This is a genomic window from Thiococcus pfennigii, from assembly GCF_016583835.1.
Lineage (GTDB): Bacteria > Pseudomonadota > Gammaproteobacteria > Chromatiales > Chromatiaceae > Thiococcus > Thiococcus pfennigii.
On record NZ_NRRW01000006.1, the window covers coordinates 1 to 14,341 of the forward strand.

Consider the following 14,341-nt stretch of genomic DNA (forward strand, 5'->3'; position numbering starts at 1 on the left):
TGTGGGGGCTATGTGGGGGCTATGTGGGGGCTATGTGTGGGGGCTATGGGGTCAAGTCTTGCAATCGCGCATTGCGTGATTGCAAGACTTGACCCCATCTCGTGGTCGCACGCGCGCCTCAAGGAGGGACGAACGGTGGCTAAGCTCAGTTCGATGAAAGAGTGATGCAGCCAAGCGACCAGGACGAAAGCGCGAAGCCAGCAGCGGTCACATTACCCGAGTCCACGACCGCTGAACTGGCTGACTCGATCCGTCCGCTCAAAAAGCCACGGACAGCATTGCCCCAAGCTGATTGATACGCGTGTACGGTTCGTCCTGGTCGTCGACTGCCAGCACACCGTCGTAGCGGCCGTGCAGGTACTCCACGGTAACACTGGCTCCCCGCGAGATCCGGTGCGTCAACGCAATACCGACCCGCGTTTGGGGCTCATCTTCCAGTTCTTTGCTCCCTTCCAGGCGTAACGCCACCTCGGACGCCATCCCAGGGAAGAAGCGTACCCATTCCAGGTTCCACGCAACCGGCCTGTCGCGATCACGATCGAGTTCCTCGAATGCGCGCGTGGCAGAGACCAGCTCGAATGTCGCGGTGCTTTGTTCGCCCTGCCATTGCAGGTAGGCGGAGACCGCGCCGACCCGTCGTGCATAACGATTGTCGGCGTCGGCAAGCAACATCGAATCAGCATCCGCGAGGTCGGACTGATAGCTGCAACCGAACGACCATGCATCGCCGATGCTTGTATTGACGGCCGCGGCCCAATTCCACTCGGACGACCGCGCCGATGAGGACTGCGCGGGGCCGCGATACACGGCGAGGACCGCTTCCAGGCGTTCATCAACTTCGTACGCAACGGCGACTGCCCGATCGGCACGCGTTTCACCAAACTCGAGCGAGGGACCGGTCACGAAGGTGCTGTAATAGATGCCGAGCGGCGTGTACTGCCTGCCCAGCGACATCTCCCACGCGTCACGCTCGACTGCCAGAATGAACTCGTCGGTCTCGACACCGCCAATATCAGAGTCGTGTTCGAAGACCGCATCCAGATGGAGGTGCTCGGCAAGATCCGCATGTACACCGAGCTGGACGGTGAGCTGCTCGTCCCGAACCCGATCATGGCCGTTGTCGGAGTGGCGCGTAAGACGCTCCCGCGTCGCCTCCAGTTCGATCAGGCCATTGACGTGCAGCCAGGGCGTGAGTTCGATCCGGTCGCCGGCGTCCTGCTGCTCCTCGAGGGTCCGGTAGACACGGGCCGAAAGTGGTTCTTCGTCAGTCTGTGACACTGCCGGCATTCGAGGATCGTCAGCCACTTGTGCGCCGCCACTGCTCGACGCATTGGCGCAAACCGGTATGGCCCCCAACAACGAGAGGAGCACCGCGCTGAAAACCGAATTTGCCGCGCCCGAGATCGACACGGTGTGGCACTCCCCGCGGCAATCCCGCTACGGAACAACCCAGCGCGAGTTGGCGCAATAGAAATTCGCGCAACTTTACCATCGACCTCGACGCCGGGCGCATAGGACAAAGGTTGTATATCGCCCCGAAGCCACCTCAAAGCGCCGCCCCGGCGGGCCGGAGCTCGGTCATGCCCGTGCCCACCAAAGCCCGGGCATGGACGACAAAATTATCTATTCAACAGACACTTAGAGCCATCCGCGCAGCCATCGGACATGAGTTGGATGGCCGGTCAAGCCAGCACCTGCTTGATTGAAAGGCGAGGCCGCCGCAGTCACGAGGGCTAAGTCCCCCGGACACGGCAGCGTCGTCCGATGGGCCCGACTTGGTCGCGCGCGCGGCCAGGGTCCTGGGAACTTCCGATCAATCCAGCAAGGAGCTGATGATGAACAACCACCCGACAAAAATGACTGCAATCGGCGCGCTGGTCGCGGTCTGTGTCTCCGCGCCTTCGTTCGGCGGCAACCACGGCGGTGCTTCACCGTGCGCGCAGACGGCACGCACCCTGTACGCCGCATGCCGTCTGGACATCTTTGACGACTACAACGTGTCCGAGGCGAACTGCCTCAACCTCAACGACGACGGCGAACGGCGCGCCTGTCGCCGCGAGGCTAAGACGACGCTGCGCGAGGCATTCGAAGCGTGCTTCGATCAACGCGAGGCGCGGGTCGAGACCTGCGCGGTGCTCGATGAGGAACGCTACGATCCCGACCCGCTGCTGGATCCGGGAATCGAGTTCGTCGACCCGGACGACGTGGGTCCCGCGCAGGCCAACCCGTATGTCTCGATCGTCGCCGGTCACACCCATGTGCTGCGCGAGGAGGACGAGACCATCATCGTACATGCGACCGACGAGACCAAAGAGATCAATGGCGTGACATGCCGTGTCGTCGTCGATGCCGTGGTCGAAACCGACACTGACGACGAAACCGGCGAAGTCGACTATGAGCCGGTCGAGGTCACCGACGACTGGCTCGCCCAGGATACGAACGGCGATGTCTACTATTGCGGCGAACTGGCGCGCAACTTCGAGGACGGCGAACTCACCGATCTCGACGGGTCGTTCAAGGCCGGCGTCGAGGGAGCCAAGAGCGGCATATGGATCCTCGCTGCGCCTGAGTTGGGTATCGCGCATCGACAGGAATATGCCCTCGGCGAAGCGGAGGACGTCGTCGAGTACGTCGATTTCGCGGCTGTGCCCGCCGAAGAGAACCCACGCTTTCCATGCTCGGCCGCCGGTGGCTGCCTGCAGACTTACGATTTCACGCCGCTGGAACCCGATGTGGCGGAGTACAAGTACTATCTGCCAGGCGTCGGTTTCGTGATGGGCGAGGCACTCGAGGACGGCCTGCCGACCGGCGAGCGTGCAGATCTGGTTTGTATCGGCGACTCGCTCGACGTCCTGCATGATCCCGACTGCGACATCGACGACCCGGATGCCCTGCTCGAAAAGCTCTGCGAACTGTCGCCAGACGCCTTCTGCGACGATCCGGACGATAGCTGAGATAAGCTGAACCGGGGTCAGGGACGGCAACGTCCGCCACGGCACCGGGTTCCACCGTGTCGATCGCCAGCAGGCGGCCGGCACGGTGGCCATTCCGGTCGATCAACTGAGGTACCTAGCGAGATGCGTGAACACAATCAGAAATGGAAGAGCTGGATCAGCGTGCTGGTGATCGTCCTCGGCAGTGCGCTGTTGATCGGGCTCGAGATCATCGAGGATCCGGACCTCACGCTGGGCGAGATTCTGGTCGAACTTATTCAGCCGGCACTCATTGTTACGATTGCGGTCGGGATGGTCCGCCTCACCGATCAGATGAAACACCAGTATCAACAGCAGCAGTTGCTGATCCGCGACCTGGAGACCGCGCGTGTCGAAGGCATGCAATGGCGCGAAAAGCGCCGCGAGCTGATGCTCGGATTGAGCCAGGGGATCAGCGAACAGTTCGACGCATGGGGAATGACACCGGCAGAGCGCGAGGTCGGCCTGCTGATCCTCAAGGGCATGAGCTATAAGGAGATCGCGGCACTCAGGGACGTGTCAGAGAAGACCGTGCGCCAACAATCATATTCGATCTTTCGCAAGGGCCGCTTGAGCGGACGCGCAGCGTTGTCGGCGTATTTTCTGGAGGATCTGCTGCTGCCAACGTCCATCGCCTGAGTACCGTGCCCGCCCATCAGCGATCAAGCGCCTGTGCCGGCGCACCTGGTCGATCACGTCTTCCCGCCGCTGCCGGTGCGCCAGTGGGTCCTCTCGGTGCCCAAACGCCTGCGCTGGTACCTGGAGCGCGAGCCGCGGGCGATCAGCGCCGTGCTGCACATCCTGCTGCGCGTCATCGAGGCCCATCTGCGAGACTCTGGGGTCAGGTCTCGCATTGTGGCATTTTTTTCGTCGAGACGATGCCGGGCCTGCCTGTCATCCCGGTCCTGTGGGGGGTACGCCGAGTGACAATCCCCCGGCATACCCGGGGGCCTTCGATTGCTGGCCCCTGAAAGATGCCTGATCGCACATGACTCTGGGGTCCAGGACTTCGGGGTTCAGGACTGGCCTTGTCGCAGGGTCTTGGGGTCTTGCATGGACGCACCGCAGAGGCGCGGGACGCGAGGGCCTCGCATTGACATACCCGGGAGGCGCAGTGCGGCCGTTGGGGAGTGCACGTTGGAGGCAAAGCAGTCGACGCGCGGGCTCACTCACTCGCTCGGCGGTGGAGTGCCCGACGAGGTCCAGCGCTGCTCCAGTGTCAGCGCCAGTGCACGCAATGTTGGTTCCAGCCGCGACAGATCTCTGACGACCACAAGCCAGACGGCATCCCAGTCGATGTTGAAGTAGGCATGCACCAGCGCGTTTTGCATGCCGACGATTTGCCCCCAAGGAACGTCGGGTGCCAACATGCGGGTCTCCTGGGTGATTCCCGCCGCGGCCTCGCCGATGATCTGGATATGGCGGAGAACCCACACTTGGACCAATTCATCGCTGTCGAACTCGTCCTTCCTCGCCGGCTTGTGGCGCTGGATTGCGGCGATCGCATCGAGCATATCCGCAACACGATCGCTGTCGTGACGCATGGGAGCAGGCGGCTACAGGGGCTGCGCTTCCTGTAGCACCCGCGCCCGGAAACGGGGTCGCAACCCGCGCTCGCTGACGACGTCGACCCGCACGCCGAGCAGCAACTCCAGATCGTTCAGCAATCCACCGTGATCGAGCAGACTGCGGTCTGGCGCGAACTCGACGAGAAAATCCACGTCGCCAGGCTGCTGGGTGTCGCCACGGGCGACCGACCCGAAGACGCGCACGTTGCGGGCTCCCCAACGGTCTGCGACGCGCAGAATGTCGCCGCGTTGGGCTCGCAGTGAATGCATCGTGATGGTTGGCGTGTTCATGCTCAAGACCTCGGTCGCCGGTTCCCAGGAAGCTCGATGCAGCGCCGACGGAGTTGCAAGTCCGGAGGCTGGGGTCACGGGGGTTCGGGTCTCGTACCACCGCATCTTTCTTGTGCTGAGCAGGGGAAGAAATCGACGGCCCAGGAGTGCCGAGATCCTACGGGCTTCCGGACCCCGCGGGCTTCCCAATCGCCTAAGTTTCGGGAGTGTCGTAATCCGGCTTAGGATTGGTCGGGTACAGCAAACTGAATGCCGTGATAGATGTCGGCTAGCGCCAAAGAACCGTCGATCGAGCCCAGCGGTACCGTCTCTTCCGGTTGCTGATAGACGTGCAAAATCCATTCTTCGTCGGCCGTGCGGCGGAAGTGCTCGACCAACATCTGCTGCGAGTCGACGAGGAGATAATCCGTCAGTGTGGGGATGCTGCGATAGAGCTTGAACTTGTCGCCGCGATCATAGCTGCTGGTTTTCGGTGAGAGGACTTCGATGATCAGAACCGGGTTGAGCAGGGTCAGTCGGTTATCTGTCAGGTGAGGCTCACCGCAATACACGGATATATCGGGATAGGTATCCAGTCCAGACGGCGTACGGACGCGCATATCGCTGTTCATGGGGCGGCAGCCCTTGGTGCTCGGGCGGGCATTCAGAAGCGATGCAATCTGCACGGCTATGGCGGAGTGTTCGAACGTTCCGCCTGTCATGGCAAAGATCTCGCCATTGAAGAATTCGTGCTTGATCTCCGAGGTCTCTTCAAAGGCCAGATATTCTTCACGGGTCATGCGCTGGGCGGCGCTTTGCATCGGATTGCTCCTGGCAGGCAAGGGTTTGTCCGCATTCTAGTGCCTCGCCTCAGAAATACCGAGGCTGCACTTTCATGTCACCCTCAGAATCCGAGCACCGTAGGAGCCCGCTTGCGGGCGAGCAGCTCGCGCGTGGCGGCGAAGATCGCCCGCAAGCGGGCTCCTACCACGCGAGGGTGGCGGGCCGCAGCGTGCGGTCTCGGGAATTGCGCAGTCTTGCACCAGCGCTTCCGCTAGAGGGTGAAACGAGCTAGGCGACCTTGGGCAAGTTCGAGGAAGTTTTTGTGGGGGTTTGCCTTTTGCCTCTGTGGCCGCGCGAACGGGACGGCTGGCCTTGCTCATGGTTCCGGCCAAGGCCCGCCTTCGTGGTACGGGATCGGCGAAGCGAAGATCCCTTGTTATAGCAGAGACCCTCGGGTGACACCATGGGCGACCCCTGCGGGCGCAGGGCTGATCCGTTCAGCGGCCTTTTTCGTTGAGGGTGAAGGGTTGGCGGTCGATCCTCGACTGGGTTGGTGCGCAGGCGAATGCACGCCTCTCGCAGCGGTCGAGACGGCGGCCGCGGAGGCCCATCCCGCACGGCCGTGCCAATGACCGCGCGGCACACGCGGCCCGGTTAGCCCGCGCGCCCAACCCCGCCCCCTCGCACGGCGCCGCGGCCCGTCGGCCCGTAGGTCGGGTTAGCCCCGCGGGGCGTAACCCGACAGCCGGCAATGCGGCTCCGAGGCCCCTGTCGGGTTACGGCGCGCGCAATCCTTTGTCTTACCCGGACCGCCGTGCCAGCGCGCCTAGCCCGACCTACGGGCCGTGCCATCGGCGCAGGCGACGCCGGCGGATCAGAACGGATCCGCCGTGCCTGCGGGCGGGCGAGTCCTTGGAGGCCGAAACGGGGTGGCGCGCTCAGCTCGGCTCGGATCCTGGCGCGGAATCTGCTCGGCTGTAGACACCAAACCGGGATCGGGAGAGGAATGTGGACACCAAAGATCTAATGCCGCGAATCGATACCGTTGAGCGTCCGATGTCCCGGCGCGAGCTGGAACGACGATACCTCAGGTGGGGCGTGGTGACGCAAACGTCACTTCGTGACGAGAATCGGCTCTATCAGGGGACCCGTGGCATCAGCCAACGCAATCGCTCCGCAGGCTTCGTACCCGCGTACCTGAACGAGGCGTCGGGAGAAGCGGTCGAGTCGCGCTTCGCCGATGGTAGCGCGGCGCCGATCCATGTGCTCGATGGCCTGCCCCAAGCCTGGGTCGCCGAGCGCGACGGGCACGGCCACGTCACCAGGACCAACCCCGGGGTTGTCGCCGGCTTCTTGCGTGCCGACCGCTTCTATACCCGGGAGGAGGCGGCGCTCGCGTTGGCGCACTAACTCACTGGTACGGTGCCCGGCACGACGTTGGCTGACGACGATAGGCCCAGACGGCCGGTTGTGAGCGGTCGTTTGGACATCAGGGCGGCTGTCAAGCGCAAGGCCCCCTCGATCGGGACGGATCCGTTCTGCGGCCTTTTTCGCTGAGGGTGAAGGGTTGGCGGTCGATCCTCGACTGGGTGGTGCTCAGGCGAATGCTGGCCGCTCGCAGCGGTCGAGACGGCGGCCGCGGAGGCCCATCCCGCGCGCCCAACCCCACCCCCTCGCACGGCGCCATGGCCCGTCGGCCCGTAGGTCGGGTTAGCCCCGCGGGGCGTAACCCGACAGCCGGCAACGCGGCTCCGAGACCGCTGTCGGGTTACGGCGCGCGCAATCCTTTGTTTTACCCGCACCGCCGTGCCTGCGCGCCTAACCCGACCTACGGGCCGTGCCATCGGCGCAGGCGACGCCGGCGGATCAGAACGGATCCGCCGTGCCCCCTCGTTGCCTCGGGACGTCGAGGCCGCGGCGTCTTCCTTCGCCGCTTGGGGCCTAGCCGGCACGACGCCGGTAGAAGTCGTCCTCGATGGCATCGAGCTCGGTCGACGAAACCTCGGGCCCTGGGGGCGCGGGCGTGACGGCTGCTTCCTGGAGCGGCCCGATCGCCTCTATCGGGGGCCTTGAAAGATTGCCATCCGGGCAGTCTTTCAAGACGGGGCATCCTGGCCCCGCGCGGGCACCTTGGACTTTTCAAGGTGCCCGATCATCGAGTGGGCGTGGACACGGGCGTTGAGGTCGCCATCATCGGGTCGCGACTGGCGTCAACGGAGGTTCCCATCGAGCGGTCGTCGTGCGTCCATGACGACTCGGATGCCACGCGGTCGTGGGAGGCCCTGACACGCAGCCAGCCGGGGGTGCTTGCGGACCCTGTGCGTAAGGCGAGACAGCCAGCGACGCGCAAGAGACGCGCCGAGGAGACGCTGTTCCGAAGATCCTGAGGCGAGAGACTTCCGGGAGACGGGTCTGCTACCCTCGTCCTATGCCCGGCCGCCGGGATCAGTCCCGCCTGGCTGGAGCGGTTGCGCCCGCTGGCGTCCAAGCAGAACCTTCGCGGACCCTTCGCGCGCCTTGCTCAGTCGTCTTGTGCTACGTTGGTTCATCGAAAGGATGGATCCGTCAGGGTGATCGACTCGGTGCTCGACTGACTGAGCAGTCTGTCCTTTCCTTTCCGGTCGCCCAGCCCTGTACGGGATCTGGGTTCCGTCTTTTTTGCCCTTGACCCCGCTACTTGACCCCTGCCGCTGCGAACTGCCTTCCTGTTAGGCTGTTCGTCTACCGACCCGACGAGCCGGCTGGCGCGGTCTGCAAGATGATCCCCCGCGGCATGCGCTCGCGTAACCCACAGGAGGCCCGCGTTCATGTTCAACAAGATTATGGTGCCGGTGGACCTTGCGCATCTGGCGGCGCTGGAGAAGTCCCTGACCGTGGCGGCCGATCTCTCGCGCCACTACGGGGCGGCCCTGTGCTACGTCGGTGTGACCACCTCCCAGCCCAGCGCGGTGGCTCGCACGCCTGAAGAATACGAACTCAAGCTCAGGGCGTTCGCCCACGAGCATGCCCCCGACAGCGGTCATGAGCCCACGGCGCGCGTCTACAAGAGTCACGATCCAGCGGCCGACCTGGACGATATCCTCGTCCAGGCCATCGATGACGTCGGTGCCGACCTGGTGGTCATGGCGACCCATCTGCCCACCCATCTCGATGCCATCATGCCCTCCAATGGGGCCAAGATCGCAAAGCATACCGAGGCGTCCGTATTCCTCGTGCGTCGGGATAGCTCGGGCGACTGAGCGCGCCTCGATACCCCGGCACAAGACCCCTCACTAGAATCAGGCAGCCAAGGGAGAATCTCGTGGAAGAAAAACCAGCAATAGCCCCGGAGGCAGTGCTCGAGTCGGTCGGCGTACCGGCCCCGCAAGGGGCGGCCAATCTGATCGATACCGACTACCAGATCGGTCAGGACAACTATCAGGCCCGTCCGCTCGGGGTGAGTATCGACATCCATGGGGCCGTGTTCGCCGTGTCGTCGCTGATGATCCTGGCCTTCGTGGTGCTGACGCTGGCCCTGCCCGAGCAGGCCACCGCCACCTTCGACGGGGCGAAGAGCTGGATCAACGCCCATGCCACCTGGTTCTATCTGCTGTCGGCGAACGTCTTCGTGCTGCTGTGCCTCGGTCTGATCGTCTCGCCCTTGGGACGCATCCGCATCGGCGGCGCCGAAGCGACGCCGGACTTCTCGCGAATCTCCTGGTTCTCCATGCTCTTCGCGGCGGGGATGGGGATCGGCCTCATGTTCTATGGCGTGGCCGAGCCCTTGACCCACTACGGCACGTCCTTGGCCGGCACGACCCTGGGTCAGGACGGCGTGCGCACGGACTGGGCCCCCCTCGGGGCGGCGGCCGGCGATCCGGAGGCCGCTGCCCGCCTGGGCATGGCCGCGACCCTCCTCCACTGGAGCCTGCATCCCTGGGCCATGTACGCCATCGTGGCCTTGGCCTTGGCCCTCTTCTCCTACAACAAGGGCCTGCCCATGACGGTGCGGTCCATCTTCTACCCGATCCTGGGTGAGCGGGTCTGGGGCTGGCCGGGACATCTCGTCGACATCCTGGCGGTGTTCGCGACCCTGTTCGGGCTGGCCACGTCCCTCGGGTACGGCGCCGAGCAGGCGGCCGCGGGGCTGCACTACCTGTTCGGGATCGGGGATGGGGATGTGACGCTGGTGCTGCTGATCGCCGGCATCACGGCGGTGGCCGTGGGGTCCATCGTGGCCGGCGTCGACAAGGGCGTCAAACGCCTGTCGGAGATCAACATGTTGCTGGCGTTCATGCTGCTGATGTTCGTGGTCTTCGTGGGGCCGACACTCCTCATCTTTACCGGTTTCGGCAAGAACATCGTCGGCTACCTGGCTGAGCTGCCCTTCCTGTCCAACCCCTTCGGACGCGAGGACGTCAACTACAGCCAGGGCTGGACCACCTTCTACTGGGGCTGGTGGATCAGTTGGTCGCCCTTCGTGGGCATGTTCATCGCCCGGGTGAGCCGGGGGCGCTCGGTGCGGGAGTTCCTGATCTCCGTGCTGCTCATCCCCACGACCGTGTCGATCTTCTGGTTCACGGCCTTCGGCACCACGGCCATCGAGCAGGTGCAAGAGGGCTTCGAGGGCGCGGTCTCGGCGGAGCTGCCGTTACAGCTGTTCATGATGCTGGGCGAGCTGCCGCTGGCGGACATCACCTCGTTCATCGGCATCGTGCTCGTGCTCGTGTTCTTCATCACCTCGTCGGATTCCGGGTCTCTGGTGATCGATACGATCGCGGCGGGCGGCAAGATCGATGCCCCCAAGCCCCAACGCGTGTTCTGGGGCGTCATCGAGGGCGCCGTCGCCATCGCGCTCCTGCTGGGGGGTGGGCTGGCCGCCTTGCAGGCGGTGGCGGTGTCCGCCGGCCTGCCCTTCACCCTGCTGCTCCTGGCGGGCTGCTATGCCATCGTCATGGGGCTGCTGAGCGAGCCCCGACCCGGCAAGACCGTGAGGCCTGCTGTCAGCCGCTGAAGGGGGCGGCCAGTGGCCGCCTTTCCTGTTGCCGCGACAGGTCTTCACGCCTCAGCGCCTACATCCAGAGATCGGAAACCGGTGTTTCGGGCGTGAAATGCCGGGCCATCTGGGCCTGGAAGAGCTCCGCCGTGGCCATGGCATCCACCTTGGCGTGATGGGAGGAGTAATGGGGCAGGCCGTAGCGGGCGCGGCTGTCGGCCAGCCGGATGGAGGCGGGCTGGATGCCGAACAGGCGCTTGAGGCCCCGCAGACGGCCCTGGCGTTCCCAGCGCGCCTCCAGCGCCATGGTGTCGATGAGGGGAAACAGGCAATGCTCGCCGTGGTTGGCCATGACGGCGGCATCGAGGAATGGCCGTTCGATGTGACGGTAGTGGACGACCACCAGGCGGTCGGCGAGCTCGGAGAGCAGATCGTCGAGTATGGCGGCGATGGGCGGCGCGTGCTCGACCTCCGAGTGGGTGATGCGATGGAAGGCGATGGATTCCTCGGTCAGCGACTGGGGAGGCTTGACGACCCAGTAACGGCCCGCTGACGGGCGGATGACCCGCAGGTCGAAGGGCACCAGGCCGATGCTGACGATGGCGTGCTCCCGGGGATCCATGCCCGTGGTCTCGAAATCCAATGCCACCAGCGGGACGTCCCCGATGGGGCGCCCTTCTGCCGGCACCCCCGCCGCGTAGAAGCGCTCGAGGGCCGGGGTCTTGCAAACCTCCGCCTGGCGGGCGAAATACTCGGCCCAGCTGGGGAGGCGCTGCTGCTCGCGCGCGCTGAAGATCACGGCCGTCAGCGGCCCGGGCTGGGGTAGCGGAAGCGGAGGAAGTTCTGGGCGTTGTTCACGACCTGGAAGGCCTCCTTGAGATTGTGGCGCTCACTGTCCGAGACCCGTTCCGGCTGGATGGCATTGCTCGGCTCACGGTCGTCCTTGATCTCTTGGGCCTGATGACGCATGCGCACGATGGACAGAAATTCCAGGGCGTAGCTCAACTTGTCGGTCTGTCCGGCGGGCAAGGCCCCTGCCGCGGTGATCTCGTCGAGCCGCTCGAAGCCGTTTTGAGCGCGGGAGCCCACGCCCAGGGCATGGACCCGGATGACATCGTTCAGGGGGGCGATACCGCGGCGTTTGATATTGATGCTGTTGTTATGCCGCCCGTCCTGCTCCAGCACGAAGGTTCGGAAGAAGCCCAGGGGCGGCGTGCGGCCGAGGGCATTGCGCGCCAGGGCGGCGAGGAACCGGGGGCTGGCCTTGGCGCGTGCGGCGATCAGGTCCTGCAATTCCTCCACGAAGTGCTCCTCGCCGTGGACCGCGTCCAGGTCGAAGAAGATGGAGCTGTGCAGCAGTCGCTGCGGATCCGGACTGGCGATCCAGTCGCTGAAGTAGCGCTTCCAGCGGGCGAGGGGCTGGCGCCACGCATCGTTGGTGGCCATCACGTCCCCCTTGCAATAGGGGTAGCCGCAGGCGTTCAACCCGTCGCTGACGCGTTGGGCCAGCTCCCTGAAGTAGTCGTCATGGTGCTTCGGATCGAAGGCGTCGTGGAGCACCATGGCATTGTCCTGATCCGTGGTGATGGACTGGTCGTTGCGCGCGAGGGAGCCGTGCACCATGAAGCAGTAGGGGATGGGGGGCGGACCCAGGTCCGCCTCGGCCAGCTCCACCAGGCGGCGCATCAGGCTGCGGCCGACACTCGACATGGCCCCGCCGATCATCCGTGAGGTGGCACCCTGATCCGCCAGCCGCACGAAGGAGGCCCGGACCTCGGGCGTGAGGCGCGCGAGGGACTTGACCGATGTGCGGTTGAAGATGTTGTTGACCAGATAGGCGCTGTTGTTGGTCTCGTAGCGCACGATGTCCGACAGGTACACGACTCCGACGGGGCGGCGGCGGTGCAGGATCGGCAGTCGCTGAATATTGTTGCGCAACAGGGTCAACATCGCCTCGTTGACCGACTCGTTGGACTGGATGGTGATGACCCAGCCGTGGCCGATACTGGAGAGCGGGGTCTGCGCCGAGGCGCCCTCGGCGACGATGCGCTGGCGCAGATCCTTGTCCGTAATCATTCCCGTGAGCAGCCACGGCCGTCCCTCGGCGTCGGTGAACGCACCCTCCGTATCCTCGTCCGCGCAAGGCTTGATCAAGAGCACCGAGGAGACATCGTTCTCGGTCATCAGGCGTGCCGCCTCCTGCGCGGTGGCGGACTCCTCGATCATGACCGGCAGGCGGGAGATGAGCCGGCGCACCGGCGTGGCGATCATGTCGTTGTTGCGCAGGCTCTGTTCCACCGTGCTCTTGAGCCGCGAGCCGGACAGCTCCACGAAATCGGCGAAATCGTCGTCCGTGGCGCAGAGGCGGTCGAAGACGGGCTTCGGGATCCGATAGAGCAGGGTGTCCTCGATGGCCTGCACCGGAAAACGCACCTGGCGGCCCCGCAGCAGGTCGAGCTGGCCGAAGATATCGCCCTCACCGAGGCGGTTGTGGAGCCGCCCGTTGTGGAGGTACACCTCCACCGCGCCGCTGCGGATATAGGACAGCGCCTGCACCGGTCCATCCCGTTCGGAGATGGTGGTGCCGGCCTTGAAATAGGTGATCTCGACCGCGCCGGCCACCTCGTCGAGGAGATCGTCGGTCAGCCCGTCGAAGGGCGGATGACGGCTGATGTGATCGCGAATCTCCCGGATTTCTGCTTCCATGGTGCTCCGCCCTGTGGATCTTCCGCCCCGTTACAGGGACTGTAGAGGCGCCCTTGGGCGTGGGCAAGCCCGTGGGGGTTCCCCCCAAAGCCCCTGCGCATGCCCCGCCGGCGTCACCGCATCCGTTATCATTGCACCTGGCGTCCCAACAGGAGGGCATTCGGATGGCGTGGTCCGCCCGATAGGGGAGGATTCAAAAATGAGCATTGCGACTCGGCCTCCGGTGTCGGGTTACGCTGAGCCGACCGACGAATGCACCGGCCTTTCGAACCGATGCCGACGTCCACGGCGACTCGCGCCACCGCGGGGCCTGAAACCCGGAGCGTGCGGTGGGCGTGCGAACCGCCCCGATCGCAAAGCGGGTATTGGTGCGGTTCGTTCCTCGCGCACCCCCCACGGCGGACCTTCACGGTAACCGATCTGGAGTACCTGCCATCGAACCCTTGACCGATCTGCCGGACGAGTCGTTCGACGACTCGCTGGACGAAGACGACCTGGACGGACTCCCATCCGGGCCGAGCAAGAGCCAGCTCAAGCGCGAGCATGCCGCCCTCCAGCAGCTCGCCGAACGGCTGGCGGGGATGCCGCGTGCCGAGCTCGAGCGCCTCGGCCTCAGCGAGGCGACCTGGGCGGCGCTCGATGAGACCCCCCGCATCAAGGACCTGCGCGCCCGCAAGCGGCACTGGAAGCGCATCGCCAATCTGCTCGAGCGCGAGGACCAGGCCGCGGTGCGCCTGCTCGTCGAGGAGAAGGACGAGCAGGCGCGTCTGGCGGCTGCCCGCCATCACGAGATCGAGCGCTGGCGCGAGCGCCTGATCGAGGAGGGGGACGCGGCCCTCGCCGAGCTCCTCGATCTGCACCCGGGCATCGAGCGCCAACCGCTGCGGCAGTTGGTGCGCGCCGCCCAACGCGACCTTGGGCGCGGGCGCCCGGATACCGCGCGCAAGCTGTTCCGTTTTCTGCGCGAGGCGTTGGCCGAGCCGTGACCGGGTCGCGAGGCCGGGCATCGATTGATCGACCCCGAATCGCCTGATATTCTGCTGCGTTGCACAATCCGAAGCGAGCGA

At 64.9% G+C, this 14,341-nt stretch carries 13 protein-coding genes; 7 read left to right on the forward strand and 6 right to left on the reverse strand.

Features of this window, described 5'->3' with window-relative positions; genetic code table 11:
• Positions 1–258: 258 nt before the first annotated feature.
• Complete coding sequence (locus CKO41_RS03205) at positions 259–1,410, reverse strand: LbtU family siderophore porin (RefSeq protein WP_200381243.1); 1,152 nt, start codon at positions 1,408–1,410, stop codon at positions 259–261.
• Positions 1,411–1,832: 422 nt separating this feature from the next.
• On the opposite strand from CKO41_RS03205, the gene CKO41_RS03210 reads away from it, so the two are divergent.
• The 3 genes from CKO41_RS03210 (at position 1,833) to CKO41_RS18550 (ending at position 3,899) form a co-directional block, all read left to right on the forward strand.
• Positions 1,833–2,954 carry a hypothetical protein gene (locus CKO41_RS03210; RefSeq protein WP_200381244.1) on the forward strand — a complete coding sequence of 374 codons (1,122 nt, stop codon included), beginning with the start codon at positions 1,833–1,835 and terminating at the stop codon, positions 2,952–2,954.
• Positions 2,955–3,077: 123 nt separating this feature from the next.
• Positions 3,078–3,611, forward strand: a complete 534-nt coding sequence (locus CKO41_RS03215; RefSeq protein ID WP_200381245.1) for a helix-turn-helix transcriptional regulator — start codon at positions 3,078–3,080, stop codon at positions 3,609–3,611.
• Positions 3,612–3,644: 33 nt separating this feature from the next.
• On the forward strand, positions 3,645–3,899 hold the full coding sequence (locus tag CKO41_RS18550) for a hypothetical protein (RefSeq protein ID WP_242463929.1): 255 nt from the start codon (positions 3,645–3,647) through the stop codon (positions 3,897–3,899).
• 242 nt (positions 3,900–4,141) lie between these two features.
• Here the strand turns inward: CKO41_RS18550 and CKO41_RS03225 are convergent, their stop codons facing one another.
• From CKO41_RS03225 to CKO41_RS03235, 3 genes are all read right to left on the reverse strand, one after another.
• A complete protein-coding gene (locus CKO41_RS03225) occupies positions 4,142–4,486 on the reverse strand; it encodes a HepT-like ribonuclease domain-containing protein (protein ID WP_200381246.1) in 345 nt (114 codons plus the stop codon).
• 42 nt (positions 4,487–4,528) lie between these two features.
• Positions 4,529–4,831 carry a nucleotidyltransferase family protein gene (locus CKO41_RS03230; RefSeq protein ID WP_200381247.1) on the reverse strand — a complete coding sequence of 101 codons (303 nt, stop codon included), beginning with the start codon at positions 4,829–4,831 and terminating at the stop codon, positions 4,529–4,531.
• Positions 4,832–5,052: 221 nt separating this feature from the next.
• On the reverse strand, positions 5,053–5,631 hold the full coding sequence (locus CKO41_RS03235; protein ID WP_200381248.1) for a Uma2 family endonuclease: 579 nt from the start codon (positions 5,629–5,631) through the stop codon (positions 5,053–5,055).
• A gap of 970 nt (positions 5,632–6,601) precedes the next feature.
• Between CKO41_RS03235 and CKO41_RS03240 the strand changes: the two genes are divergently transcribed.
• From CKO41_RS03240 to CKO41_RS03250, 3 genes are all read left to right on the forward strand, one after another.
• Positions 6,602–7,003 carry a hypothetical protein gene (locus tag CKO41_RS03240; protein ID WP_338113858.1) on the forward strand — a complete coding sequence of 134 codons (402 nt, stop codon included), beginning with the start codon at positions 6,602–6,604 and terminating at the stop codon, positions 7,001–7,003.
• Between the two features lie 1,397 nt (positions 7,004–8,400).
• A complete protein-coding gene (locus tag CKO41_RS03245) occupies positions 8,401–8,832 on the forward strand; it encodes a universal stress protein (RefSeq protein ID WP_200381249.1) in 432 nt (143 codons plus the stop codon).
• Positions 8,833–8,894: 62 nt separating this feature from the next.
• A complete protein-coding gene (locus CKO41_RS03250; protein ID WP_200252723.1) occupies positions 8,895–10,586 on the forward strand; it encodes a BCCT family transporter in 1,692 nt (563 codons plus the stop codon).
• Positions 10,587–10,644: 58 nt separating this feature from the next.
• Here the strand turns inward: CKO41_RS03250 and CKO41_RS03255 are convergent, their stop codons facing one another.
• Both CKO41_RS03255 and CKO41_RS03260 read right to left on the reverse strand, forming a co-directional pair.
• Complete coding sequence (locus CKO41_RS03255; RefSeq protein WP_200381250.1) at positions 10,645–11,367, reverse strand: 3'-5' exonuclease; 723 nt, start codon at positions 11,365–11,367, stop codon at positions 10,645–10,647.
• A gap of 5 nt (positions 11,368–11,372) precedes the next feature.
• Positions 11,373–13,274 carry a DUF294 nucleotidyltransferase-like domain-containing protein gene (locus CKO41_RS03260; protein ID WP_200252719.1) on the reverse strand — a complete coding sequence of 634 codons (1,902 nt, stop codon included), beginning with the start codon at positions 13,272–13,274 and terminating at the stop codon, positions 11,373–11,375.
• 443 nt (positions 13,275–13,717) lie between these two features.
• Between CKO41_RS03260 and yjgA the strand changes: the two genes are divergently transcribed.
• On the forward strand, positions 13,718–14,260 hold the full coding sequence (gene yjgA / locus CKO41_RS03265) for a ribosome biogenesis factor YjgA (RefSeq protein ID WP_420826456.1): 543 nt from the start codon (positions 13,718–13,720) through the stop codon (positions 14,258–14,260).
• The last annotated feature ends 81 nt before the right edge of the window (positions 14,261–14,341 follow it).